Source organism: Tunturiibacter psychrotolerans, from assembly GCF_051013365.1.
GTDB lineage: Bacteria > Acidobacteriota > Terriglobia > Terriglobales > Acidobacteriaceae > Edaphobacter > Edaphobacter psychrotolerans_A.
The window spans coordinates 3,156,340-3,179,516 of sequence record NZ_CP132941.1 but is presented as its reverse complement, the minus strand read 5'-3'; the positions used below and the strand labels follow the sequence as shown (position 1 = coordinate 3,179,516).

General features: G+C 58.1%; 19 protein-coding genes. 8 read left to right on the top strand and 11 right to left on the bottom strand.

Annotation, left to right across the window (positions count from 1 at the left end; all coding sequences use genetic code 11):
• The first annotated feature begins 86 nt into the window (after positions 1–86).
• From RBB76_RS13300 to RBB76_RS13290, 3 genes are all read left to right on the top strand, one after another.
• On the top strand, positions 87–1,172 hold the full coding sequence (locus tag RBB76_RS13300) for an MlaD family protein (protein WP_429631374.1): 1,086 nt from the start codon (positions 87–89) through the stop codon (positions 1,170–1,172).
• A 395-nt stretch (positions 1,173–1,567) separates the two neighbouring features.
• A complete protein-coding gene (locus RBB76_RS13295) occupies positions 1,568–2,806 on the top strand; it encodes a beta-propeller fold lactonase family protein (RefSeq protein ID WP_429631376.1) in 1,239 nt (412 codons plus the stop codon).
• A 105-nt stretch (positions 2,807–2,911) separates the two neighbouring features.
• On the top strand, positions 2,912–4,267 hold the full coding sequence (locus RBB76_RS13290) for a lactonase family protein (RefSeq protein WP_429631378.1): 1,356 nt from the start codon (positions 2,912–2,914) through the stop codon (positions 4,265–4,267).
• A 120-nt stretch (positions 4,268–4,387) separates the two neighbouring features.
• On the opposite strand, the gene RBB76_RS13285 is transcribed toward RBB76_RS13290, so the two are convergent.
• Both RBB76_RS13285 and pyrH read right to left on the bottom strand, forming a co-directional pair.
• Positions 4,388–5,575 (bottom strand): acyltransferase family protein, encoded by a 1,188-nt coding sequence (locus RBB76_RS13285; protein WP_429631380.1) that lies wholly within the window; start codon positions 5,573–5,575, stop codon positions 4,388–4,390.
• Between the two features lie 183 nt (positions 5,576–5,758).
• Positions 5,759–6,463, bottom strand: a complete 705-nt coding sequence (gene pyrH, locus RBB76_RS13280) for a UMP kinase (RefSeq protein WP_429631382.1) — start codon at positions 6,461–6,463, stop codon at positions 5,759–5,761.
• A gap of 189 nt (positions 6,464–6,652) precedes the next feature.
• Here pyrH and RBB76_RS13275 point away from each other — a divergent pair, with 189 nt between their 5' ends.
• From RBB76_RS13275 to RBB76_RS13265, 3 genes are all read left to right on the top strand, one after another.
• Positions 6,653–7,117, top strand: coding sequence for a hypothetical protein (locus RBB76_RS13275; RefSeq protein WP_429631384.1), 465 nt, complete (start codon positions 6,653–6,655; stop codon positions 7,115–7,117).
• Between the two features lie 710 nt (positions 7,118–7,827).
• Positions 7,828–8,760: a hypothetical protein gene (locus tag RBB76_RS13270; RefSeq protein ID WP_429631386.1), complete on the top strand. Its 933-nt coding sequence runs from the start codon at positions 7,828–7,830 to the stop codon at positions 8,758–8,760.
• A gap of 258 nt (positions 8,761–9,018) precedes the next feature.
• Positions 9,019–9,486 carry a hypothetical protein gene (locus RBB76_RS13265; protein WP_429631388.1) on the top strand — a complete coding sequence of 156 codons (468 nt, stop codon included), beginning with the start codon at positions 9,019–9,021 and terminating at the stop codon, positions 9,484–9,486.
• Between the two features lie 112 nt (positions 9,487–9,598).
• Here the strand turns inward: RBB76_RS13265 and RBB76_RS13260 are convergent, their stop codons facing one another.
• From RBB76_RS13260 to RBB76_RS13235, 6 genes are all read right to left on the bottom strand, one after another.
• Positions 9,599–10,183: a beta-class carbonic anhydrase gene (locus RBB76_RS13260; protein WP_429631390.1), complete on the bottom strand. Its 585-nt coding sequence runs from the start codon at positions 10,181–10,183 to the stop codon at positions 9,599–9,601.
• Between the two features lie 780 nt (positions 10,184–10,963).
• Positions 10,964–11,626, bottom strand: a complete 663-nt coding sequence (locus RBB76_RS13255; RefSeq protein ID WP_429631392.1) for a translation elongation factor Ts — start codon at positions 11,624–11,626, stop codon at positions 10,964–10,966.
• 145 nt (positions 11,627–11,771) lie between these two features.
• Entirely contained in the window at positions 11,772–12,707 is a 936-nt protein-coding gene (gene rpsB, locus RBB76_RS13250; RefSeq protein ID WP_429631394.1) for a 30S ribosomal protein S2, read from the bottom strand.
• A gap of 217 nt (positions 12,708–12,924) precedes the next feature.
• A complete protein-coding gene (gene rpsI / locus RBB76_RS13245) occupies positions 12,925–13,320 on the bottom strand; it encodes a 30S ribosomal protein S9 (protein WP_353063949.1) in 396 nt (131 codons plus the stop codon).
• 76 nt (positions 13,321–13,396) lie between these two features.
• Positions 13,397–13,900 carry a 50S ribosomal protein L13 gene (gene rplM, locus RBB76_RS13240; RefSeq protein ID WP_429631396.1) on the bottom strand — a complete coding sequence of 168 codons (504 nt, stop codon included), beginning with the start codon at positions 13,898–13,900 and terminating at the stop codon, positions 13,397–13,399.
• 554 nt (positions 13,901–14,454) lie between these two features.
• The gene (locus tag RBB76_RS13235; protein WP_429631398.1) at positions 14,455–16,362 is read right to left on the bottom strand and encodes a hypothetical protein; all 1,908 of its coding nucleotides are present in this window, start codon (positions 16,360–16,362) and stop codon (positions 14,455–14,457) included.
• 265 nt (positions 16,363–16,627) lie between these two features.
• Here RBB76_RS13235 and RBB76_RS13230 point away from each other — a divergent pair, with 265 nt between their 5' ends.
• Positions 16,628–17,470, top strand: a complete 843-nt coding sequence (locus RBB76_RS13230) for an energy transducer TonB (protein ID WP_429631400.1) — start codon at positions 16,628–16,630, stop codon at positions 17,468–17,470.
• Here RBB76_RS13230 and RBB76_RS13225 read toward each other — a convergent pair.
• Positions 17,445–18,638: an acyltransferase family protein gene (locus RBB76_RS13225; protein WP_429631402.1), complete on the bottom strand. Its 1,194-nt coding sequence runs from the start codon at positions 18,636–18,638 to the stop codon at positions 17,445–17,447. The two genes, RBB76_RS13230 and RBB76_RS13225, sit on opposite strands and share 26 nt — an antisense overlap.
• A gap of 45 nt (positions 18,639–18,683) precedes the next feature.
• Positions 18,684–20,375: a hypothetical protein gene (locus tag RBB76_RS13220; protein WP_429631404.1), complete on the bottom strand. Its 1,692-nt coding sequence runs from the start codon at positions 20,373–20,375 to the stop codon at positions 18,684–18,686.
• A gap of 180 nt (positions 20,376–20,555) precedes the next feature.
• On the opposite strand from RBB76_RS13220, the gene RBB76_RS13215 reads away from it, so the two are divergent.
• Positions 20,556–21,575, top strand: a complete 1,020-nt coding sequence (locus RBB76_RS13215; RefSeq protein WP_429631406.1) for a hypothetical protein — start codon at positions 20,556–20,558, stop codon at positions 21,573–21,575.
• A 13-nt stretch (positions 21,576–21,588) separates the two neighbouring features.
• On the opposite strand, the gene RBB76_RS13210 is transcribed toward RBB76_RS13215, so the two are convergent.
• Positions 21,589–23,079 (bottom strand): hypothetical protein, encoded by a 1,491-nt coding sequence (locus tag RBB76_RS13210; RefSeq protein ID WP_429631407.1) that lies wholly within the window; start codon positions 23,077–23,079, stop codon positions 21,589–21,591.
• Between the last annotated feature and the right edge of the window lie 98 nt (positions 23,080–23,177).

Here is a 23,177-nt window from a genome sequence, read left to right as displayed (position 1 = left end):
TGACATCCTGATTGCGCTAGAGGTGGGAGGCGGCGGTGTGACGCCGTGTCGGTGGATTGCTGCATAAACGATTTTAAAGGAGAGCTATGCCCAGCCAGCAGGAGGTCCGATGGTCGCAGTTGAAGGTGGGCGTGATTGTACTGATTTCGACGATAGTGCTGGTGACGCTGTTGTTCCTGATGACGAGTTCGTCGGGGCTGGGAATTTTCTCGCATAAGTTGACAGTTACGACGTTCTTCGCGAACTCGGCCGGGCTGAAGACAGGGGCAGCGGTGAATCTGGAGGGCGTGACGATAGGGACAGTGAAGGCAGTAACGATCGATAATGCGCCCGAGCACAAGCTGACTCCGGTGAAGGTGGTGATGAAGATGAACGAAAAGTTCGCCACCAACCTGAAGAAAGACTCGAAGGCGTCGCTGTCGACGGTGGGAGTGCTGGGCGATACGGTAGTGGATATCAATAGCCAGTTTGCCGTCGGGCCACCATTACAGGACGGGGATGTATTGAAGACGCTGGAGACGCCCAGCTTGACCGATGTGGTGAAGGCGAGCCAGGGGACGATTGAGAGCCTGAATGTAATTCTGGCGAAGGCTAATGTCATCGTCGACAACATTCAGTCTGGGAAGGGCACCATTGGGCAGCTGATCAATAATCCTGATCTGATTAACAAGGTGAATAGTACTGTCGATCAACTGCAGAAGCTTACGAAGAATCTGAATGCTGGGCAAGGGTCGGTCGGCAAGTTGTTGACCGATGATTCGCTGTACAACCGGCTGAACGACACTGTTGCGAAGCTGGATAATATTGCGGATGGAATCAACACTGGCAAAGGGACTGCGGGCAAGCTCATCAAGGATGAGACCCTTTACAACAATTTGAACTCGGCTCTGGCTCACGCGAACTCGTTGCTGGCAGACGCGGATGCAGGCAAGGGCGGGTTGGGTTTGATGCTGAAGGATCCTAAGTTTCGCCAGGACCTGAGCAACACACTGACACAGGTGAATACGCTGGTGACTGGCGTAAATGATGGTCGGGGCACTCTTGGTAAGCTGGTGACCGATGATGCCGCCTACACAAACCTGAATAAGTTGTTAGAGGCGAGTACCGATCTGGTGAAGACGATTCGAAGCGATCCGAAGAAGTATCTGACGATTCACCTCAAGATCTTCTAGGAAATGTGCTGCGAGCATGAAGGGTTCGGGCTTTGGCCTGAGCCCTTTTTATTTGGGTGGGACACCAACCCTGCGATGCGTTGCCTTGTCTTGGCGGCATCAGCCGTTTTTGGGGGGCGTAATCATAGTTCGGCACACCGTCTTCTTGTTCATCTTTGGACAGGATCTGTTTTGTATGGCCGGGGAGTAGGCGGTAACCATGGCGTGGTGACTGGCCGCGAGAAGGATAGATCAGTCAGAATGAGCGCCATAAGTGGCACAAAGTCGCGACAGCTTCTACAATAAGCGAAGGAATCGTACCCTACAGAGTTGCTCGCGGCAAAAGGTGGACGGAAGACGTTCATTGGCGAGGATTAAGGAAGCGCATGAAGTTGAGCAGGATTGGCCGTGTATCAATGGCCTTGGTAGTGTCCGTAGCGATGGGTCTGGGCATGACGGCGTGCGGTGGCGGCACGATTGGGTTCATGTGGGTTCTTGGAACGCAGTACAACCAGATCGCAGGCTTCAAGATCGATGACTTCACGGGAAATCTGACGGCGATTCCTCACTCGCCGTTCACTTCTGGTGGGGCGAACCCGGTGTCGATCGTGGTGAAGCCGGGCGGCCGCTTCATTTATGTTGTCAACAGGGGCGGTGGGAATGGACCATCCGCGGGTTTGCCGTGCGGAACAGCTGGCAGCATCAGCGAGTTCAGCGTTGGCGGACAGGGCATATTGACCTTCCAGCAATGCTTCCAGAGCCAGGGGACTAACCCTGTATGGGCGGCTCACGATTCGACGGGAAATTTCCTGTATGTCTTGGACCAGCAGGCTCCGCCGCCGACCGGGACTGCGACCGACCCCAATCCCCCGGCCCCTTCTAATGGGGACATCACTGTATTCTCGATTGATCCAAATACAGGGCGGCTGACCCTGGTGCTGAATCAGCAGATCAAGGATCCGGTGACGGGTCTGCAGATTACTTACTTCCCTGTGGGGGGGACTCCAACGATGTTGGCTGTAGCTGGCTCGTGCGTGCTTACGCTGAACTCGGCCGACCAGACGGTCTCGCCCTACGCTGTAGGCACAGCGGGACAGTTGACGCTGACGACAACGCAGAAGTTCAACTCGGGAGCGGTGCGAGCGACGTCGATTATTACAGGCGGAAGCAACATCTATATCACCGATGCAGGCGCTCCCAATGCCAACAGCCCGGGACAAATTCTTCCCTTTACTGTCGGCGCCACCTCTTGTTCGTTGAACACGATTACAGGCGGAGCGGTTGGGAATGTCTCTCCGGCGGCAAATCCGGTTTACTCGCTGGTTGATAGCAAAAATAAATTTGTATATGTTGCGAATCAGTCGACGACCAATACAACAAATCCCAACAGCTCTATTTCAGCGTTCACTATTCAAACGACCGGACAGCTGCAGGAGTTGAACGATCCCGGGAACAACCCGTACACCGTGGGCGCGGGACCGGTTTGTATGGTGGAGGACCCCTCGTTTCAATATGTCTATACGTCAAATGGAGATGGGACGGTGACTGGCAAGCAGATCTCTACGACAGGCACGCTCTCTGATCTACGCCGAGGATCTACTTTCACGGCGACAGGACAAGCGACGTGCCTCGCAGTAAGCGGAAACGTAGACTAGCTGGCAGGACGGCAGCTGGAGAACCTTGGCAGGATGTCCATATGAATCCTGAGTATCGGGATAGCAGGAACGGGCGGAAACGATTTGCCCCGGAGTTAGGTAAGCATGAAGTGGAATAAGATGGGCCGCGGGACTGTGGCCTCGATTTTATCTTTTGCGTTGGTGAGCGTTACGGCATGCAGCCGTGATTACACGCTGGCGTATGTATATGTGACTACTGCAAAACCGCTAACGAGTTCTTCTCCGAACGGTGGGATTAATGCGTACGCGGTGGACTTCCAGATCGGTTCGCTAACGCCGCTGGCGGATTCACCGATACCGGCCGGCAGAAATCCTGTGACCCTTGTGGCTTCGCCGAACGGGTTGAATCTTTATGTCGTCAATCACGACGATTCGACCATCGGTGAGTATGCGATCGGGACCGATGGAAAGATTTACCTGCAGAACACCTACAACGTGACGGGCAGCAACGCTACCTCGATTGCAATGGATGCGGCAGGAGCATTTCTTTACGTCACATTCCAGTATCAGTTGGGGCCACAGGGACAGCAGCTGTACTCGACTGCCTCGCCTGGGCCAGGCGGTGTGACGATCTTCCCGATCAATAAGGACGGTTCGCTGGGAGCGGCCGTTGCAAATGCTACGATTGGAACGACGACCTCTCTCAACTATGTTCCGGTTGGCAATACGCCGGTTGGGATTGTGGTTAGCCGTCCTCGTTGTGAGCCAGCGGCTTCTTACAATGCGGGAAATCCGACCTGCACGTTGACGGACGGTTCGGGCTCGGGCCTCCAAACTGCATTTGTGTACGTTATCGATCAAGAGACACCGACGACACCGAAGGCTGCGTTGCTCGGGTTCTCCCAGAACATGTCGACTGGTGCGTTAACTCCTACGAACGGCACAACGATCACGACCGATGCTACGGGAAAGACAGTGGCGACTGGTTTTGGTGCGGGAACGACGCCGAGTGCCATTGCCGAAGACCCCTCATCTCGGTTCGTGTATGTCACGGATCAGGCTCAAAACGTGTTGTTTGGAAATACAACCAATGCGGATGGCTCGCTGACGCCGATGGTCAACAACCAGTTCCCGACAGGCATATTCCCAGTCGGAGTAACGGTCGATCCGCGGGGCAAGTTCCTGTATGTTGCGAACTTCTCGTCAGGCACAGTTGGCGCGTATACGATCGACCAAAACTCAGGGAATCCGACGGGGGCAGTTGGTTCCGCTTCGACGGCTACCGGAACAGGTCCGACGTGTGTGGCGATCGAGCCGGCTCTTGGCATTTATCTCTATACCTCGAATAACCTGGAGGGCGACGTCTCGGCGATGCAACTGGCTCCCCAAAATGGCACATTGAAGCAGGTGCAGAATACGCCATTCCCGTCGGGTGCATTGCCTACCTGTGCGGTGGCTGTAGCGAATGGTTCTCATCCGACACAGATCATCGTCGAGTAGATCCAGCCTGTTCTACGAAAAAGCCCCGCAACCGCGGGGCTTTTTGCTGGGCAATTGTTAGGATGGCCTCATTCGTGGACGGAACGCTTTGCGAACCTGCCCTTTTCGCGGAGATCTCGTTTAGGAAGAAGAAGAAGGCAAAAGGGGGCGGCCTTTGCGTGAGAATCGGCTAAGAATCGCCCGACGAGCAGGGGTTTCCACAAAGTGGAAGGTAGCCAGAGCAAGCAGGATGAGAATCCCATAGGAGAGCCACGGGTCGAAAGCGAGCAGGTGCAGACGCTCTGGTACGTGGTAGGTGTGGATTAATTGGAAGACATTGAAGTGGAGGAGGTAGAGGCAGTAGCTGCTTTCGCCGATCAGCAATAGTGGACGCCATGAGAAGACCGCCGAGATCGCATGAGGACCACTGAGGCCGAGCATCAGGGCTGCGAAGACCGGAGTCATCAGACCGCCGTGCATCAGGAGGTATGGCGTGCGAAGAACGAGGGTGTAAAAGAAGACTCCGACGAGCGTCAGGCTGACGCAGGAGAGCACCAGGCGTTGACGTGAGGTGATGGTCAGGGCGTGCTGGAGTTTTCCGAGAGTGACACCGATGAGGAAGGTGCAGACGTAGGGGAGTGGGGTGTACTTGAGAAATCGGATGAGTTGGGTGGAACTGTAACGGTCAACTGGGCCGACGATGTGATCCGGGTTGAGCAAGAGGTAGAGCGAGTGGGGGATTAAGCCGACGATCCAGAGCGCCATAAGGAGAAGGATCAATCGCGCCGGCTTTTTGGGCCACGGAAGGCGAATGAGCCAGGGGAAGGCGGCATAGAGGACGACTTCACTCGACAGGGTCCAGGCAACGGTGTTCCAGAAGGTAGCGACGGAGGGGCTCCAGCCCTGGAGGACAAGAGGGGTCATGATCATTCCCTGCCAGAACTCGAAGTGGGAGCGGGCGTGCCACTCGTCCTGCACCATGCGGAAGGAGATGAGGAGAACGAGCAGATAGACGGGGTAGAGGCGGGAGAAGCGGGCCAGCCAAAACTCACGCTTGACTAGGGTCTTCGCACGGTCGGCATAGTTGTACGTGAGCACGTAGCCAGAGATGAGGAAGAACACGCCAACGAAGACGTATCCATTGTTGATGATGGGGTAGAGGAAGCCGAGGTGCGGCGGCGTGAAGTGGAAGAGAATGATGAAGATGGCGAGCAGGGTGCGGATGCCTGTGAGAGCCGGCAGAGGCGGCTTTCGAGTAGTGGCGGCCGCCGGTGGTGGGACAGGAGTCTGCGGCTGCTCGATCTCTGGTTCCAAAAGGATTGGGTTCACACGTTCGTCCTGCTTCAATTGGATGCCGCTGGGCTCTACTGTCTAACGCTGTTTCCTAAGATTTGACGCGGGGAGTGGCGATTTAGATGACAAATTCGACGTCAGGCGAACAGGAGGCGGTAACGGCAAAGCAGATCTGCTCGCGAATGAGGAGTTGGAGGAACTTTGCCTGGGGCATCCGACTCAGGCTGTGACCAGGGAGCCGATCTTTTCGCCGCTGACGACGCGTACGATGTTGCCGGGCTCGCGCATGCTGAAGACCATCATAGGCATGTTGTTGTCACGACAGAGGGATACTGCAGTGGTGTCCATGACGCGGAGGTTCAGGCGAAGCATCTCGCTATAGGTGATCTGTTCGAATTTTGTGGCTTTATCGTCGACCTTGGGGTCGGCGGTGTAGATGCCGTCGACGGAGGTGGCCTTGAGCAGTATGTCGGCCTTGATCTCCATGGCGCGGAGGCTGGCGGCGGTGTCGGTGGAGAAGAATGGGTTCCCGGTGCCGGCGGCGAAGATGACGATGCGGTTCTTCTCGAGGTGGCGCATGGCGCGGCGCCGGATGTAGGGCTCGGCGACCTCGTGCATCTCGATGGCGGACATGACACGGCAGAAGAGGCCTAGCTTCTCGATGGCGTCCTGGAGGGCGATGGCGTTGATGACGGTGGAGAGCATGCCCATGTGGTCGGCGGCGACGCGGTCCATGTCGATGGCCTGCTGGGCAACGCCACGGAAGAAGTTGCCTCCGCCGACGACGATGCCTATCTCGCAGCCGAGGGCGTGAACGGCGGCTATTTCGGCGGCGATTTTGTGGATGAAGACGGCGTCGATACCAAAACCCTTACCTGCGGCCAGAGCTTCGCCTGAGATCTTGAGAAGGACTCTTTTGTACATGTCAGAACTAAGTATCGCATGGTGCGGTGGGGAGATGATTGGGCGATTAAATTCGTGGCCATAGACGGCTCGATGCAGAATTTGTTTACAACTTTGGAGGCACTTGTAACTATTGTGCACAACTTTGCGGGGTAAGGTGGGTATTGAAGGGTGCGGGCACGATACGACGCAGCCCAAGGAGAATGGTAGATGTTTAACAAAGTTCGTTTGATGATTTTGACCGCTAGTTTTGCAGTGGTAGCGGCGCCGATGACGGTGCAGGCAGGAGAGGTTCCGGGACCCCACCCGGCTTACCTGCATGCGCTGAGCGATCTGCGCGCGGCACGTCACTACCTGAACGATGGATGGGCTTGGGGTCCGGTGAAGCATGACGACAATGAGGCGATTCACCACATTGATGCTGCGATCAACATGATCAAAGACGCTTCGATCGATGATGGCAAGGGCTTGAATGATCCGTTCCACATCGATACGGGTTTGAGCCCGCATGATCGTTTCCGCAAGGCAAATGAACTGCTCGCAGCGGCGCATCGCGATCTGGAGCATGCGGAGGATGTACCGCAGGCGCGTCAGCTCCGGAATCGTGCAATTGGCGAGATCGACTACGCGCATACGATTGTCGACAATGCGAATCGGACGGCTCATTGGGAGTAGTTGCTGTTGATCGAAACAAAAGAGGGGAGCGATTACGCTCCCCTTTTTTGTTTGTCCTGATGTAGCCGATGAGAGAAGTTCGTGACATCTACTTTGCACCCTCCCCCCTCCCCCTTGAGGGTATTTTAGGAGGATGTCCTTTGGTTTGTTAGTGTTACAGCGGGTTAGTGTCTGCAAAATATTCATACCAAATGGGTTACGTGCAAAATACCTGTTTTCAATAGCTTGCGAGGGCAATAAATACCTTGGCTAAACCCAGCAGCTCACCAAAGGAACTCCAAAATCACTCGACCGATGGCGGCGAGTACATCCGTCAGATACCAAGTTGTATCTTCCTTCGGTGTCGTAAAGATCGTCTGAATATCCATGCCAGCCATGCTACCGCAGTCTAACCAGACAGTAGTGCTTTTGCGAAACCATGAAAGAGTAGAAGCCCCGGAAGAAATGCTCCGGGGCTTTTCTGTCTCTGAATCTATTTTAACTGATTCGACATAACTCATACGCCACGCGATTTTGCTGGATTGGCGCAGGGATTCGATCGTCGAGGGCTTGACAGGAATTGTGACGACAGTTGAGGGGACCAAAATTTGGCGGACCCGCAGCGTTAAAAACATGGAGGATTGGAACGGACGGGCTATGATAGTTCGGTCTTCAGCCACATCGTCCGCGGGCCCCTTTTTCTTGTGCCATTTTGATCTGGAGGAGATGCTATGTGTCGATCCCCGTGGTTCTTTAAGGGCTTTTGTTCGCTGATGTGCTTTGTTGTTGTATTTGCCTGTGTTTCGAGCGCGGGTGCGCAGAATCCGGACGCCCTTTCACCGTATTTTGAAGGCAAGCAGGTGACGGTGAAGATCGATATGCCGGCGACACAGAAGGGAGTGGATATTTATCCGAACCGGCAGCCTACGTTGGATGCGAAGAGTTATGGGGACCGGTTGAAGCAGTTTGGCGTGTCGTTGCAGAAGGGCGATACGACGATGGTCACCAAGGTGAAGGTGAACAAGGATAATGTCGAGTTTCAGCTTGGCGGTGGAGGGTACGGGACGGCAGGAGATAACACAGATACTTCCGTGCACTTTACGCCTGCGGACAAGAGCGACCGCGAGAAGGAGTTGGAGAATCAACTGAGCAATGAGACCGATCCCGACAGGCGGCGGTCGCTGCAGCGGGAGCTGGACAATGTGAGGAGGGATCGAGAGCGGCGCGATGCCTATAACCAGGCGAGAGCGCAGGACGATGCTGCAAGGAGGACGGATCAGATTGGCATGAAGCGGCAGCAAGGCGGATCTCGGTTCAACATCCGCGTGAATACGAAGGCAATGGGGGATTCGCTGACGCCTCAGGTGATTCAGGATGCCCTGGCGCAGTATGTGTCGTTTTCCGGTAATGCTGCGGGTGCTTCGGGTGGTGTGTATCCGAATGCCGGCGGTCCTGGAGGCCCGGGTGCGGATCAGGTGTCGGGATTGAAGAAGGGCATGACCAGAGAGCAGGTGGAGGCTATGTTTGGTCCGGCAGTAGAGGCACACGACCGAACCGAGAATGGAATGTCGATGACCTCATGCACGTATAAGAGCGCGGATGAGAAGGTTCAAGCGGACTTTGTGAATGGAGTGCTGGTGCAATACTCCGTTTCTTCACGTTGAGTCTTCCTGGAGTGAGTTGCGAGCACCATAGGACAGTTACTTAGGTCGCCAGCACCTTATCCGACCTCATCGCCTGCCGGGCCGATTTTTCGAGAGGGGACTTCCCCGCTGGGCAACATTGCATCTACCACTGCAGTGTCGCGTGGTATCTTCGCCCGGCTTCGGCGTACGAAAGGCCGCAGCGTGTAGAGGCGATGATCGACCTCATTGACGATGTGATCCTTCCCTCACCCTTGAAAGAAGTACTAGGAGATCAATATGGTTTTGAATATGCGATTTGCAGTTCTGGCAGCGGCTGTTCTGTTGGCAGGAACGGGGCCAGCGGTAAAGGCACAACAGCCTGCCGGGCCGCATCCGGCTTACCAGCATGCACTAAGCGATCTGCGCGCGGCGCGACGGTATCTGAACGAAGGGATGCCGGCATCTGTTCCGGTCAAGAGAGACGCAGACGCCGCAACGATGCACATCGATGCGGCAGTTGCCGACATCAAGCAGGCGTCAATTGAAGAGGACAAGACCCTGCATGATTCTTATCGTTTCGACCCGAACCTAAGTCCAAAAGACCGCTTCGATAAAGCCAATCAGCTGCTTCTGTCGGCGCACAAGGATCTAGAGAATGCAGAAGATCTGCCACAGGCGGCTCAGCTTCGAAATCGTGCAATTCATGATATCGATTACGCGCACACGATTGTCGATAATGCGCAGAAAGCCGGGCATTGGCAGTAGAAATCCGACAGTCTGAGAAACTTGCTATGGATTGAGATGAAGCCCGGACAGCGTCCGGGTTTCATTCGTTGATGGGGTGCTCTTGAGGGTGGTGGTAGTCTTCTTCGCGGGTTTATGAAACGGCGCGTCCGGCTGCGGTGGCGGAGGGTACGTCGATGAGTTTGCCGGATTTTACGTCGTAGATGTAGCCGTAGATGGGGATGTACTTTGGTACGAGTGGGCTGGTGCGGATGCGAGTTACGTCGGCGAGAACTGACTCGGCTTGATCCTTGATGGTGAGGAACTCGACGAACTCGGCTGCAGTGGAGCCTGGGCCTTTGCCTACGTCTTTGAAGCCTTCGGCGGTGAGGGCTGCGGTTTCTAAGCTGTTGGCGAGCAGGCCGCGGATGACTTCGTTGGTGAAGAACTGCATGCCGCAGTCGGTGTGGTGGATGACGAAGAACTCTTTGGTGCCGAGGAGTTTGTAGCTGATGACGAGGGAGCGTATCGCATCGTCCGAGGCGCGGCCGCCGGCGTTGCGAATGACGTGGGCGTCTCCTTCGGCGAGGCCTGCGTATTTGGCGGGGTCGAGGCGCGCGTCCATACAGGTGAGAATGGCGAATCCGCGGGCTGGCGGGAGGGCGAGGTTGGCCTTTTCGCCGAAGGTGGCGGCGTAGGATTGGTTGGCGGAGAGGACTTCGGTGAGGATCTTACTCATGGCGGGTGGTGTCTCCTGAGTGTGGTTTTTCGATGGTGGCTTGTGGTGAATTCGTGGTGGGATGATGGCGCGAATTACGCTTCTTCCTCGCGTTATAGATGCCCGCTGCGCGCGGGGCGGTCACTTCGTGACGGGTATACCCCTTCGGTTGGCGCTCCCGTTGGTCGCGATGAGGGTGAGGATGGTGAGAGAAAGACTGATGAGTTTGCGCATCGGTGTGGTCTCCGTAGGTTGTTCGTCGTTGACTGAAGATATCGGCGCTGGCGAGGCGAGATGAGAGCGCTTGTGGTTGCTCGACTGACGATTGATCTGGAGGGTTCTGTGGTGCCCTGAGGTGTCGTCAGCCTAGAGGCTGGACGGACAACAATAACGGGCTGCAGAGGCGAAGTGCATGGTTGGAGATTAGTGGAGGTGGGGGGTGACGTCAAGGGAGGTGGCGGCGGCAGCTTGCGCGGTGTGAGAGCATGGCTCACATGGGAACATGGCTGGCAAAGACGTTCGGCATTGCTTTGCTAACGTTTTTCGGCACGTATATCGCCTTTGTTATCTATTGTGTCGTGGGGTATACCTTTTCACCTAGAGCTGAGCCGGTCCCGGTTCTACTGTGGGGAATACCCGTGGGAGCAATGGGCGCACTTGTTGCAGTAATCGTTCGATTCGTTCTCAAGAATCCAGACTGATCCAACGTGAGCTAAACGTTGATTCCGCCTAATGAAGAATGAAACAACAAAGCCCGGGCTTGTTGGCCCGGGCTTTTTGTGTAGCGATGATGGTTACAGATTAAGAGGCGGCTTCTTCGGTGGTGGCTGCTTTGGCCTGGGCTACGGTCCAGTCGGGTGCGCCTACCTTGAAGCGGGCGAAGCGGCGGACGCTGATGTTCTCGCCGAGCTTGGCGACTTTGCTGGCGATGAGCTGGCCGATGGTCTGCGAGGCTTCCTTGATGAAGGGCTGGTCGAGGAGGCAGAACTCTTCGTAGAACTTGGCGAGCTTACCGGTGAGCATCTTCTCGATGATCTCGGCGGGCTTGCCGGAGGCTGCGGCCTGGGCGCGGTAGACATCCTTCTCGCGCTCGAGGTCGGCTTCGGTGACATCCTCGCGGCTGACGAAGCGCGGGTCGACGGCGGCGATGTGCATGGCGACGTCGCGGAGGAGTTCCTGGAAGTCGTCGGTGCGGGCTACGAAGTCGGACTCGCAGTTGAGCTCGAGGAGGACACCGATCTTTCCGCCGGCGTGGATGTAGGTTCCGACTGCGCCTTCGTTGGTGGTGCGGGTAGCCTTCTTGGCGGCCGAGGCCATGCCGCGTTTGCGGAGGACGACGAAGGCGGCTTCCATTTCACCCTTGGCTTCCTGAAGGGCCTTGAGGCAGTCGCCCATGGGGGCGCCGGACTTTTCACGGAGTTCTTTGACGAGTTTTGCGTCGATCTTTACGGCGGTTTCAGTCATGGTGAGTTTCCTTGGGAGTTGCGGTTTCTGCGAAAGGGGGCGCGGGCTGAATGCCCGCGCCCCCACCAAAATAACAAGAGGCGGTTACGGCACGGCTAATGCCCTGCCCTTTCCTTGTGGCGACCTCTCGGCACGAAGAGATGCGTTAGACGGCGGCCTGGGCGGAGATGGATTCGTTCTCTGCTTCGGGCTCGCTGGCGGCTGAGGGTGCCTTGCGGATGTTTCCGCCGAGAACTGCGGCGAGGTCGACGGTTTCGTCTTCGTCGGCGACAGCTTCTACGGGCTCGGCGGCGGCGTGGATCTCGCCGGGCTCGATCTCGCCATCTTCGCCGATGTACTCGGGGGAGACTGCGAGGGGCTGAACGTCAGCGGACTCGGTGGCGAAGGCCTTCTCGGAGACCATCTGGACGCCTTCGTAGGCGGAATCGGCGATCTTCGTGGTGAAGAGGCGGATGGCGCGGAGGGCGTCGTCGTTGCCGGGGATGACGTAGTCGACGACGGTGGGGTCGCAGTTGGTGTCTACTACGGCGACGACCGGGATGCCGAGTTTGCGGGCTTCGGCGACGGCGATGGCTTCATTGTTGGAGTCAACGATGAAGAGGGCGTCGGGAAGGCGCTTCATGGTCTTGATACCGGCGAGGTTGGTCGAGAGGTGCTTGCGCTCGCGCTCGAGCTTGATGACTTCCTTCTTGGTGAGGAGCTCGTAGCGGCCGTCGGTGGACATGTCGTCGAGTTCGGCGAGGCGCTTGACGGACTTCTGCACGGTGACCCAGTTGGTGAGGAGACCACCGAGCCAGCGGCTATTGATGTAGGGCATGCCGGCGCGGGTGGCTTCTTCGGCGATGGCGTCCTGCGCCTGGCGCTTGGTGCCGACGAAGAGGATGAGCTTGCCGGTGGCGGTGAGGTCGGTGACGAACTTCGAAGCCTCTTTGAACATCTTGAGGGTCTTCTGGAGGTCGATGATGTAAATGCCGTTGCGCTCGCCGAAGATGTACTCCTTCATCTTGGGGTTCCAGCGCTTGGTCTGATGCCCGAAGTGAACGCCAGCTTCGAGCAGTTCTTTCATAGTGATATTTGCCAATGTAGCTCCTTGGTTTAAGACAGCCGGACCGGTGCTCCGGTGCCTGGATTAATCCCGCGTACGGGAGATTTGACTCCTTGCCGCAAGGGTTTAAGCCTGCGGGTGATGCGACGGAGGAGATAAGAGCGAGAGCCCAAATCTCCTCCGGATAACATACGTCCCAGCTTTGAAGAGAGAGACAAAAGCAACAGCAAAGGACTTTGCTGTAAGGCTTTTTCTATCGCTTGCTGAACTGGAAGCGAGCGCGAGCGCCCTTCTGACCGTACTTCTTGCGCTCTTTACCACGCGAGTCGCGGGTAACGAGGCCTTCTGCCTTGAGCGCCTTGCGGAGCTCGGGGTTGAATTCCATGAGGGCGCGTGCGATGCCGAGCTTGACGGCGTCGGCCTGGCCCATGACGCCGCCACCCTTTACGGTGGTGATGACGTCGAAGGTCTCGCCGATGTCGGCGATGCCGAGCGACCGCTTGGCGGCGGCGCGCTGTTGAGCGGTGACGAAGTAGACGTCACACTCTTTTTTGTTGACGGTGAATTTGCCGCTGCCTGGACGCAGGAAGACGCGTGCGATCGAGGACTTGCGACGGCCGGTTCCGTAGTACTGAATCAGATCTGCCATGGTGCTCCTTGAACTTTTGAAAACCCGGGGCTGTTGCCCCAAACTTCGTTAGCTCCCGTAGATCGGGAGGGGACGCTTAGCCTTCGAGGGAGTGAGCCGGATGAGTCGGCACCATGACCTTGGAGGTGAGAACCTTGGGCGCGTTAGAGGCATGGAAGTCCATGGCAACGGGCTGCTGGGCGAGGTGGGGATGCTGGGCTCCCTTGTAGACCTTGAGCTTGGTGGCCATCTGGCGACCGAGCTTGGACTTGGGAAGCATGCCCTTGACGGCCTGCTCGACGATGGCTTCGGGGCGACGGGCAAGAAGCTTGATGAAGGACTCTTCGCGAAGACCACCGGGGAATCCGGTGTAGCGGCGGTAGAGCTTCTGGTCAGACTTGAGGCCGGTCAGCACGATCTTTTCGGCGTTGATGATCACGACGTGATCGCCCATATCGATGTAGGGGGTGTAGAGCGGGTTGGTCTTGCCGGCGAGGACGGAGGCGGCCTGTGTGGCGAGGCGGCCGAGGGTCTTACCGCTCGCATCGAGCAGGTACCATTTGCGCTTAATATCTTTGCCACTCGGAATGGTGGTAGGCATTGCTTGGGTTACTCCTTGTTTCTGCCGTCTTCAGTGTTCGGCTTGATGCATGAAGAAAGTGGTGCCGTTGATGGTTCGCTAATAGGAAAAGCTGAAAAAGCCCGAAAGAACGTTTGTTCCAGAGCAAGGCGGCGTGCGGGAAGGGAGAATGCTCTCCAAACACGCGGAATAAGCCGCTTGAACTGGGCTACGCACAAACCTATGCGATGGGTGCTTCAGGGGCGGCTATGTTGAAAGCTGCTCCCAGTGGATCCACCACGGATGCCTCACTGACCTGACTCGCCTGGGAACGGTAGTGACACAGACGTACAGACGCGAGACTGCGCGAGATTTAATCTTACTGGTGGCTTGGGGCGGCGTCAAGGATTGTTTGGTTTGTTTTAAGGGGCCTGCCGGCCGGGCCCGCTGCGCGCGGTGCGGTCACTTCGTGACGGGTATACCCCTTTGGGTGGCGCTCCCGTTGGTCGCGATAGGAGATATTTTTGCCGACCATCGGGATGCCCGGGCGGAGCCGGTATACATGTCACGAAGTGACCGCCGCCCGCGCAGGGCGTTTAGCGTTGCTCCGCTAGGTCAAGGACGTAGATTTGGCCATCATCGTATAGATGGCGGCGGGTCTGGGCTAGTTCGGCGTACTGCTGGTGGGAACGGAGGATGATGGCCTGTTCGCTGTGAATCCACTGGGTACGGCTGGGGTCGTGGAGAACTTTGACGGCTTCGTGGTCGAGATCGACGAAGTCGGCGTAGGAGCAGACGAGGTAGCGGAGGTTGTGGGCCAGGAGGTACTCGGCTAAGGCGTTGCCATCGCCGCGGGAGGGCCAGCCGGAGGGGAGGCTGGCGGCGCCGGGGTAGTCGGCGATGCTGATGGGGTTGGCGCGGTAGTCGAAGAGGAAGCTGTTGGTGACAGTGGCGAGGGCGCCTGCATCGGTGGGGATGGCGCGCTGGACGGCGGCGTATTCGGCGGCGACGCTGGCGGGGACGATGGGGGTGTCGCGGAGGCCGGCCTTGAGACCGATGGGGATCTGGTCGTACTCGTTGGTGAACTTGTTGCGCCAGGTGGTGATGGCGGTGTAGGCGATGAAGAGGAGGGTGATGGTTTGAAGGATGGGCCAGCGGCGGGAGCCGGGAAAGGTGTTGCGGCGGCGGCTGAAGACGATGTAGAGGAGCAGCATCGCGGGGATGATGCAGGGGTAGTTGTAGCGGCGGACCGAGTCTCCCCCGGTGCCGATGCCGACGAGTAAGGTGGCGCAGAGGGCGGCGGCGGAGAGGGAGAGAATGGCTTCGCCTTGTTCGTCGCGGTCGCCGAGGAACCACTCGAGGACGAGAAGGAGAGCGAGGGGGGCGCAGAAGGGGACGACCTTGTGCAGGATGATGGAGAGGCCGGCTCCGGAGGGTGCGGGGTAGAGGCCGTAGGTGCTGTATTGGTAGCCCTTGCCAAGTAACGGGTAAAACCAGGTGCCGGAGGTGGCGTGGCTGGCGATCATCCACGGAGCCATGACGATGAGGCAGGAGAGGGCGGCTAGGAGGAGGGTCTTTGCGCCTGAGGAGAGGCCACGTCGCCGCGCCTGAAAGAGAGCGAAGCAGGCGACGAAGATGACTCCGTGAGGGAGGTAGGTGGATTTGGTGGTGGCGATGACACCGGTGGTTGCGCCGAGGAGAAGAGCTTGGAGAGTTGGGTTGTCGGCGAGGAGTTTGCGACGGGCTGCGAGGTAGACGAGCGCGAAGAAGAGGGCGCTTGGCAGAAGTACGAAGGTGAGGTTGAAGACGAGCTGGGGTGTTGTGAAGACGAGAAAAGCGAATACGGCGCGTTGGGGTGGGGTGAGGTCGAACTCGGAGGCCAGAGCGAAGGCGAGGAAGGCGAGAAGAAGGAGGCCGAGGGCGCGGTCGGCCATCTGAACGTCGGTCAGGGGGAGGACGGCTAGGACGAGGGTCTGGAGGAAGTAGTTGCCGCCGATGCTGGACATGACGCGGCGCTCGCTGAAGGGATCGGCTGCGTAGTGGTGGAGCTGGAGCATCTTCGCGGGGGCGGCGAGGTAGAAGTTGTAGTCGTCGGAGGCTTGATAGGACTGGGTGTGTACAGTCGCGGCGATGCGGACCAGGAAGACGACGGCGGTGAGGATCAGGAGGAGCGGGACGAGGCTGGCGGCCCAGGAGGTTTTTTGGACTGGCGTGAGTGTGGTCGGTGTGTTGGTTTCGCTGAGCGTGATTCGCAGGAGGATCGCGGCGAGAAGGCCGAGGATGGTGATGGCTATCAAGATCGGGGCGGCGATCAGGTGCAGGAGATTGAGGCAGCCTCCGAGGAAGACGACGACTCCGAAGCCGCTGGTGGCGGCGAGTGTGATGGAAGGGCGACGGATGTTGCAGAGACGAAGGAGAAGGGCTCCGTAGCCAGCGATGGAGAGGAATAGGAGGGCGCACCAGATGAGGGCCTCAATGAAATGCAGCAGCGAAGCTGGGGTCATGCAACATCCTCGGTTTGTTGGCGGGAAGGGTTTCGGTGATGAGACAGAAGGGCCTCCGGAAGTCAGGCTTTCAGATTCTATAAGTAAGTTCTGTGTGGTCCTGTGGTTTTTTGAGACGGGGATGGTTGCTTATTCTGGTTATCTTGGTCAGGCAGTATGAAGGGATGAATTTCCTACTCAGATTACAGACACGCTGAACTGGCCGGGAGGCTTCAGTCGGGTCAATCATCCTAGGGAAGAGGTTTCGAGGACCTGGAGGACCTGTATGACGCATGGAAAGAAAGCGGCGATTGTTTTGGTTTGGATGATCGGGTGGGTTGCGGGGTTTGGGCAGTCGACGACGGGGACAGTCGCGGATGCGGAGATGACGGCGGCTTCTTTGTTGGTGGGAAGGGCGCTGTTTCTTCGTGGGTTTTATTTGAGCGATGAGTTGACGTATGACGCTGCGGGCAAGGTGCGGGGAGAGCCTAAGGTGGGTGATTGGACGCTGGCAGCGGTGAATGTTTTGAAGGTGGCGCGGAGAGGGACGGGCGAGATTGAGCTGGATGGGGTTCGCGCTGCGGCTCGATATAACCCGGAGAACCATGAGTTTGAGCGGCATGTGTTGAAGGACGAGACGATTCAGGTGGTGGTTGCTGACCCGGGAGACGCGACGAGGCTGGAGGCTGTGTTTGCAGAGATTTTTTCGGTTGGGATCGATCCGGAGATGCAGCAGGCGATGCCGGACTACTGGCGGCATTACTTCAACCCGGCGCTGGCGTGGCCGCAGAGTGCGTTGGATGGGCAGACTATTTATTCGATGGATGGGCCGGGGCAGCTGTCGAAGGATGTGATTGCGCCCAAGGTGGATCATCGGGTGGAGGCGAGGCTTGGCGATCCGGCGCTGCGAGACAAGGTGCAGGGATCGGTCGAGTTGCGGGTTGTGGTGGATGCGAATGGCGTGCCGCAGCGGGTTAAGGTTGCGCGACCGCTGGGGTATGGGCTGGATGCGAGTGCGGTGGAGGCAGTGGAGAAGTGGCGATTTGTGCCGGGAATGAAGGATGGACGAGCTGTGCCGACGGAGGTGGTGGTGGACCAGCAGTTTACTTTGGCGAGTCGGACGCAATAGGCAGCAGCGTAGCGGAGGGATGCGGTGTTGCGGGGGCGGTGAGGCGGCGGCCGAGGAGCATCGAGGGGCGCTCGATGAGGCGATAGAAGATCTCCGTGACGACCAGGCTGATGGCGAGATAGAGAAGCAGCAAAAGGTCGATGCGGAGCCGTCCGTAGAGGGTGTGGATGAGGGCGAAGAGAATCGTTCCGTGGATGAGGTAGAGGCTGTAGGAGCGTTCGCCGAGGTAGTGGATGGCGCGGCTGGTGAGGAAGCTGTGAAAGAAGCGGTTGTTGATCGCGAAGACGATGAACATGACGGCACCGACGGCGACTAACCAATCGAAGAGGTCCTGCGGAATGACGGTGCGCTGGAAGAGACTGCTGGCGTTTCCGAAGCAGTAGAGGCTCAGTGAGATCAGAGCGACGGCGGCAACCTGAAAGAGCGTGAGCCGTGCGTACCAGCGATTTACCGCATGGAGATTCTTCGCCAAGAGCGAACCGATGATGAAGAAGGCCGCGTAGTGAAGGGTGAGCATGGTGTCGACTGCGGTCACGCGGGTGCAGAGGTGCCAGACGCCGGAAAACAGATCGACGAGGGGAAAGCAGGCAGCAGAGAGAGCAGCCGCAATGAAGATGAGCCAGAGGGAACGAAGGCGGAGGACAGCGAGTGCGATCAGGGGGAAGACGAGAGAGATGCGCATCTCGTAGACGAGGGACCAGAAGGCAGTGTTGAACTGAGACCAGTCGTAGTTGCCGAGGAAGAGAATGTGCTGGATTACAAGAGGCGAGCTGACGGGTTGGGACCAGGTGCCGTTGATCCAGAAGTCGTCGGTGTGGAAGGGTGGAAGGTAGCGGTCGCCGAGGATGGCGAGGGCTAATGCTCCAAGGTAAGGGAGGTAGATGCGACAGACGCGCTTGAGGAGGAAGGGGCCGTAGTCGAGGCGGTTTTTTTTCTTGTATGGGAGGGTGAGGACGAATCCGCTGAGGAGAAAGAACAGGATGACGGCTTGATGTCCGGCGAAGAGGATTCGCAGGGGAGTGCGGAGCACCAGGTGCATGACTCTGTCGGGGAAGAGGCGCGAGAAGTGGTGGAGGACAACGGTGAGGGCGGCTACGCCACGCAGAGAGTCAAGCTCGTAGAAGCGCCGGGATTCGCCCTCCTGGCGTGGGTTTATCTCGCGATGCATGGTCACGCCAAGTATAGCTTGGACGATTGAGGGGAAGGCTGGGTTTTAGTGTTCGAGCTGGATGGGGCTGGGCTGCTGACCGAAGTTGGTCTGGAGGAGTCGGGGGATGGTGGGTTTGCGATGGCGGCGCGGGGGCGTGCCGGGGATGGCAGGGTCGAGGCGGTAGAGGATGAGCAGGTTGCGCTCGGGGTCGTCCATGGCCGGGAAGGCGGCGACGCGCTGGAGATGGTAGGTGGGAGCGAGGGCGTCCATCTTGTCGTCGTCGACCTGATTCCAGGCGACGTACCAGCCGGGGTGGTAGGCGCGGACGCGGACGGCGAGGTCCATGGTGCCGAAGTCGTCGCAGATGGAGGGCAGGCCGGTCATGAGGGAGAGGTTGGAGCCGCTGATGGAGAGGATGAGCGGGTTGTGGGTGTGGTCGGCGGTGACGATCTGACGGATTTCGGCGGCGGCGGTGGTGAAGGTGTAGTCAGGGGTGCGGACGTAGTGGAGTGTCTGGCGGGCGTCGGTGACGGTGAGGACGGCCAGGACGGCGACGATGCTGGCGGTGGCGAGACGCCGAAGAGGAGACAGGGGTTCGGAGTGAGGTTGCGGGTTGGTCCAGAGCGTCGAGAAGACGATGGGGATCAGCAGCGTGAGGGGGACTGCGAGGACGAGGTAGTAACGGGGCTGAAGGTTGTTGTGGTAGGCGAGGAAGGAAGCGTAGCCCGCGGCCCAGAGGAGCAGCGCGGGGATGAGTGGGTTGCGAAGGAGCCGGGGGTGGAGAAGGAGAGCGGAGAAGGCGGCGAGGAGAGCGAGAGGGTAGAGGATGTTGCCGATCCAGAGGCCATCGGTGATGGTGTCGCCGAGGACCGAGAGGGCGGTGGCAGGGGTGATGCCGGTGTAGCCGTTGGCGCTGAAGAGGTAGTGATAGTCGTCGAGAAAGTGGGGGCGGACGATGAGGGCGTAGTAGGCGATCCAGGTGACGGCAGCGAGAGTTCCGGCGGCGAGGGCGAGACGGAGAAACGGGCGAATGCGGTATTCGGCGCGGGCCCAGAGGATCCAGCCGATGGCGGGGAGGAGGAAGATGGCGGTGGTCTTGGTGAGGACCATGAGAGGGAGTAGAAGGCCGAGAGAGACGATGGGGATCGAGTGTCGGAGGCGGGTTCGCAGGGGAGCGGGCTCGATTCCCTGCTCCGGCGTCGCGTACGAGGCGGCGAGCAGGGCGAGGAGCGTGAGGAGGATGAGCAGGGGCTCGAGGATCGCCATGCGGGTGAAGACGTAGCAGAAGGGACTTACCGCGAGAAGGAGGACGGCGATGGCGGGGGCGAGAGTCTTGGCGGGTTTCTGGTCCGGGGTGTGTTCTGGGGTCGCTGCGAGATTTTGCCAGCGACGGAGCAGGAGGTAAGAGGCAGCGAGGATGAGGCCGAAGATGGCGACGGTGAGGCCGCGGGCGGCGGTGAGACTGACGCCGGTGAAGCGGAAGAGGGCGGCTTCGAGGAGAGGCCAGACGGGGAGGGCGGCGGCGGGGTTGAAGTCGCCGGGGACGTACCAATGGCCGCGCTGGAAGTGGCGGATGGCTCCGTCGCCGTACCAGCCTTCGTCGGTGTACTTGGCCCAATCCATCCAGGGGGAGTGGTTGGGGAAGTCGGCGCTGAGGTGGAAGGCGTGCAGGATGAGGAAGATGGCGGAGACGAGGAGGAGCGCAGCCTCGACAGTGCGAAGAATAGGAGACGAGATGGAGCCTGGCCGCTTCATTGTGTACGTAGGGTTAAACGCAAATTTGTCGTGAGAGTTTAGGGTATTACAGAATTAGTACGAAAGGATGCAAAGTGTTGCGCGGGGGGTTGGTAGTGGAGGCGCTCACTTGAGTGGCGGGTACTTGCTGGAATGCTATTCTCCTCTCAAACGACTAGTGGGAAAGCGAGACGAGAACGGATGATGCAGGGCCCAAAGAAGGTTGTCAGCGTTTTGCTGGCTCTTGTCGTTCTGTCCGCTGGTTACTTGGATTACTGGAGCTATAGTCAGACGTTCCATGCAGAGCCGGGTATCTGGATGGACGTGGTGACAGGCACGGCGAATGCGCCGAATCAATACCGGGTCGGCGTGATTGATACCGCTTACTTTTTGGCGCGGCATACGCACTTGGGGTTACGCCATACGTTGGCTGCGCTGGATGTAATTGCAGGTTTTGTTTCCGTGTTCACGCTGTTTTTTGTGCTGCGCCGATCAAAGATGTACCGCGAGGCAGGACTGGCCCAACAATGGTTTGGGGCGGCAGGGTTTTTGGTGCTGGTGCAGTTCTATCTGGCGTGGTTGCTTTGGTATCAACGGCCGGAGACTTTGCCTACTGCGGCAATTTTGGCGTTGACTCTGCTGTTGCTGGGTGTGCCTTTACGTGGCGGAGCGGTGACTGCTGTTGTGGGGTTTCTGGTGTTGGCAGCGATGCAGGGATTGGTTCGCGCTGACGTTGGGTTTGCGTTACATGCAGGCATTCTATTGGTTTGCATGACGTCATTGGGACGAGGGTTTGCATTGCCGCGAAGTGCGCAGGCGGTTACAAGTTTTGTGTCGGTGTTGCTTGTGCTGGGGATTCAGTTTTGGCTGATGCGCCGGGTATTTCCGCATGCCAGCTATGGCAGTACGCCGGTGTTCCAGCTGGTTTTGAATTTGCTCTCGATGTCCGGCTGGATTCCTTTTGTACTGTTTATGGGACCGTTCGCATGGACCATGTGGATGGTGGTGCGCCGACGGAGCGCGGCTGAGTCGGCCGGAGTGGCGATGCTGATGGGAGCGCTGATCTTTTTGGGGATGTGGGTGACGGTGGGCAGGATCAAGGAAGTCCGGATCTTTTTGCCGTTCGCGCTGGCGCTGGTTCCTCTGACGATCGAAATTGCGTTGCAACAGTTTCTTCCAACGACCGAGACTCAGAGCGGGACGCGCCTGCCAGTGGTGTAGGTACCCAGCAGTTTTATTGCAGAAGCGGCTGCAGTTCGAGTGGCGTCGGTGGAGGATCTTTGCAGATTTCGAGCGCTTCGGAACGTCGCACCAGGAGATAGTGCTGATCAGTTTTCTCCACCCTTCGGAAGGGATAAATTCCGCAGAGCTGCCAATCTTTGATTGGCAAGTAATGGCTGATGGTGTAAACCAACTCGGTGTGGAGGAACAGGAAGTCGGGATGCGTCGCAACGCAGCGGGTAAGCTGCTGGTCTACGGTGAGGCCAGCGTTGCTTCTGCCGTTGACCAGACCGGCCAGGTCGCAGATATCCGCGCGAGAGAAATAGCCGATTAGGCCTATGTCGAAGGCAACTCCTTGTTTGCCCTCGAGGGTCTCGAGATGATGGCTCTGAAAGCTGCGGACGAGAGTGGCGCGATCTGTCAGGAAGGGATACATCACCTTCGCTTCGAACGGCAGGGCAAGCAGAGCGAGAGCCAGGAAGCAGCAGGCCGGCCAGAGTACGGGACTTTTTGCTTCACTCTTGATCTGGAAATCCGTCAGCTCAAGACTGTTCCACAGGGCTGAGAAAAAGAACGACCAGACGAAGTATCGAGCTCCCTGAATCTGCTGTCCCCGAATCGCTGCGATTGAAAACAGGATGGGAAAGGTTAGGTTGGCGACCAGCGTGCGCGGTGAGAGCCGTGACGCGCGCAACAGCAAGTAGAGAGTCAACAGCCAGAAGGCGAAGATGCCGACTCCAAAGGAGAGACCTCCTGCGAGTACTTGTGTGGTGACGCCAAAAGCTGCCTGCCAGTGGGCGACGCCGTCGGACTTCGCCTTCGCTGTGTCGGGGAGCAGATGATGCATCTTGACGACGATGACGAGCATGGCCAGAAGGCCGCCGAGGAGCAGGTGACTCGAGCTGAGGATCGACTGGAGGCGACGGTTGAAGCTCGAGTCTGGAGCGAAGATTTGTTTCCACGCAATCAGGAGCGACGCGATCCCGCATACGAGGCTGAGTTCGATACGGAGGAAGACTGCAAGAAACCCTAGAACCGTGTAGGCAGCGTATCGAACGGGGGTGACAGAGGCGCCTTCCGATTCGCGAAAGGCGAGCCAGCAGATGAGAGCGACGAAGCAGAGGGCGATGCCGGTCTCCATGCCGTCGTCCAGCCAGCGAACAGAGGAAGGCGCAACGAGGAGGGTTATCACAATGAGCCCGAGGAGACGACCGAGCGACGACTCACGTGGAGTTGCGCGGAAGAAGAGTACGGCCAGGCCAACTAAGAGAATAACGTGAATGCAACTTGAGACCAGGCGCGGGAGATTTGGAGATGCTGAAAGCGGGCGGAGGAACGACAGGAGGTAGATGTAGAGGAGGCTCGATGCGCCGTAGTTGGGATGGACTCCGTCGTAGGTGACGAGGTGAGTGTGGAGAAGGTTGTCGGCGTAGCGAAGGTGAATGAATGCGTCATCCTGCACGCCTGCCCAGGAGATGCCGATCCAGACAAGGAGCCAAATCAAGAGGGCCAGGGCCGTCCAACTATATGCTCGATTGATCCATGCATTCACTTGTGCCACACCTCGCCCGGGTTCGTTTGAATTGCTGTCGCAATGAGTTG

What these genes read in the sequence shown, in the direction of transcription:
- RBB76_RS13300 (WP_429631374.1), top strand. Translation starts at nt 87, where the DNA reads ATGCCCAGCCAGCAGGAGGTCCGATGGTCGCAGTTGAAGGTGGGCGTG.
- RBB76_RS13295 (WP_429631376.1), top strand. Translation starts at nt 1,568, where the DNA reads ATGGCCTTGGTAGTGTCCGTAGCGATGGGTCTGGGCATGACGGCGTGC.
- RBB76_RS13290 (WP_429631378.1), top strand. Translation starts at nt 2,912, where the DNA reads ATGAAGTGGAATAAGATGGGCCGCGGGACTGTGGCCTCGATTTTATCT.
- pyrH (WP_429631382.1), bottom strand. Translation starts at nt 6,463, where the DNA reads ATGTACAAAAGAGTCCTTCTCAAGATCTCAGGCGAAGCTCTGGCCGCA.
- RBB76_RS13275 (WP_429631384.1), top strand. Translation starts at nt 6,653, where the DNA reads ATGTTTAACAAAGTTCGTTTGATGATTTTGACCGCTAGTTTTGCAGTG.
- RBB76_RS13270 (WP_429631386.1), top strand. Translation starts at nt 7,828, where the DNA reads ATGTGTCGATCCCCGTGGTTCTTTAAGGGCTTTTGTTCGCTGATGTGC.
- RBB76_RS13265 (WP_429631388.1), top strand. Translation starts at nt 9,019, where the DNA reads ATGGTTTTGAATATGCGATTTGCAGTTCTGGCAGCGGCTGTTCTGTTG.
- RBB76_RS13260 (WP_429631390.1), bottom strand. Translation starts at nt 10,183, where the DNA reads ATGAGTAAGATCCTCACCGAAGTCCTCTCCGCCAACCAATCCTACGCC.
- RBB76_RS13255 (WP_429631392.1), bottom strand. Translation starts at nt 11,626, where the DNA reads ATGACTGAAACCGCCGTAAAGATCGACGCAAAACTCGTCAAAGAACTC.
- rpsI (WP_353063949.1), bottom strand. Translation starts at nt 13,320, where the DNA reads ATGGCAGATCTGATTCAGTACTACGGAACCGGCCGTCGCAAGTCCTCG.
- rplM (WP_429631396.1), bottom strand. Translation starts at nt 13,900, where the DNA reads ATGCCTACCACCATTCCGAGTGGCAAAGATATTAAGCGCAAATGGTAC.
- RBB76_RS13235 (WP_429631398.1), bottom strand. Translation starts at nt 16,362, where the DNA reads ATGACCCCAGCTTCGCTGCTGCATTTCATTGAGGCCCTCATCTGGTGC.
- RBB76_RS13230 (WP_429631400.1), top strand. Translation starts at nt 16,628, where the DNA reads ATGACGCATGGAAAGAAAGCGGCGATTGTTTTGGTTTGGATGATCGGG.
- RBB76_RS13225 (WP_429631402.1), bottom strand. Translation starts at nt 18,638, where the DNA reads ATGCATCGCGAGATAAACCCACGCCAGGAGGGCGAATCCCGGCGCTTC.
- RBB76_RS13220 (WP_429631404.1), bottom strand. Translation starts at nt 20,375, where the DNA reads ATGAAGCGGCCAGGCTCCATCTCGTCTCCTATTCTTCGCACTGTCGAG.
- RBB76_RS13215 (WP_429631406.1), top strand. Translation starts at nt 20,556, where the DNA reads ATGATGCAGGGCCCAAAGAAGGTTGTCAGCGTTTTGCTGGCTCTTGTC.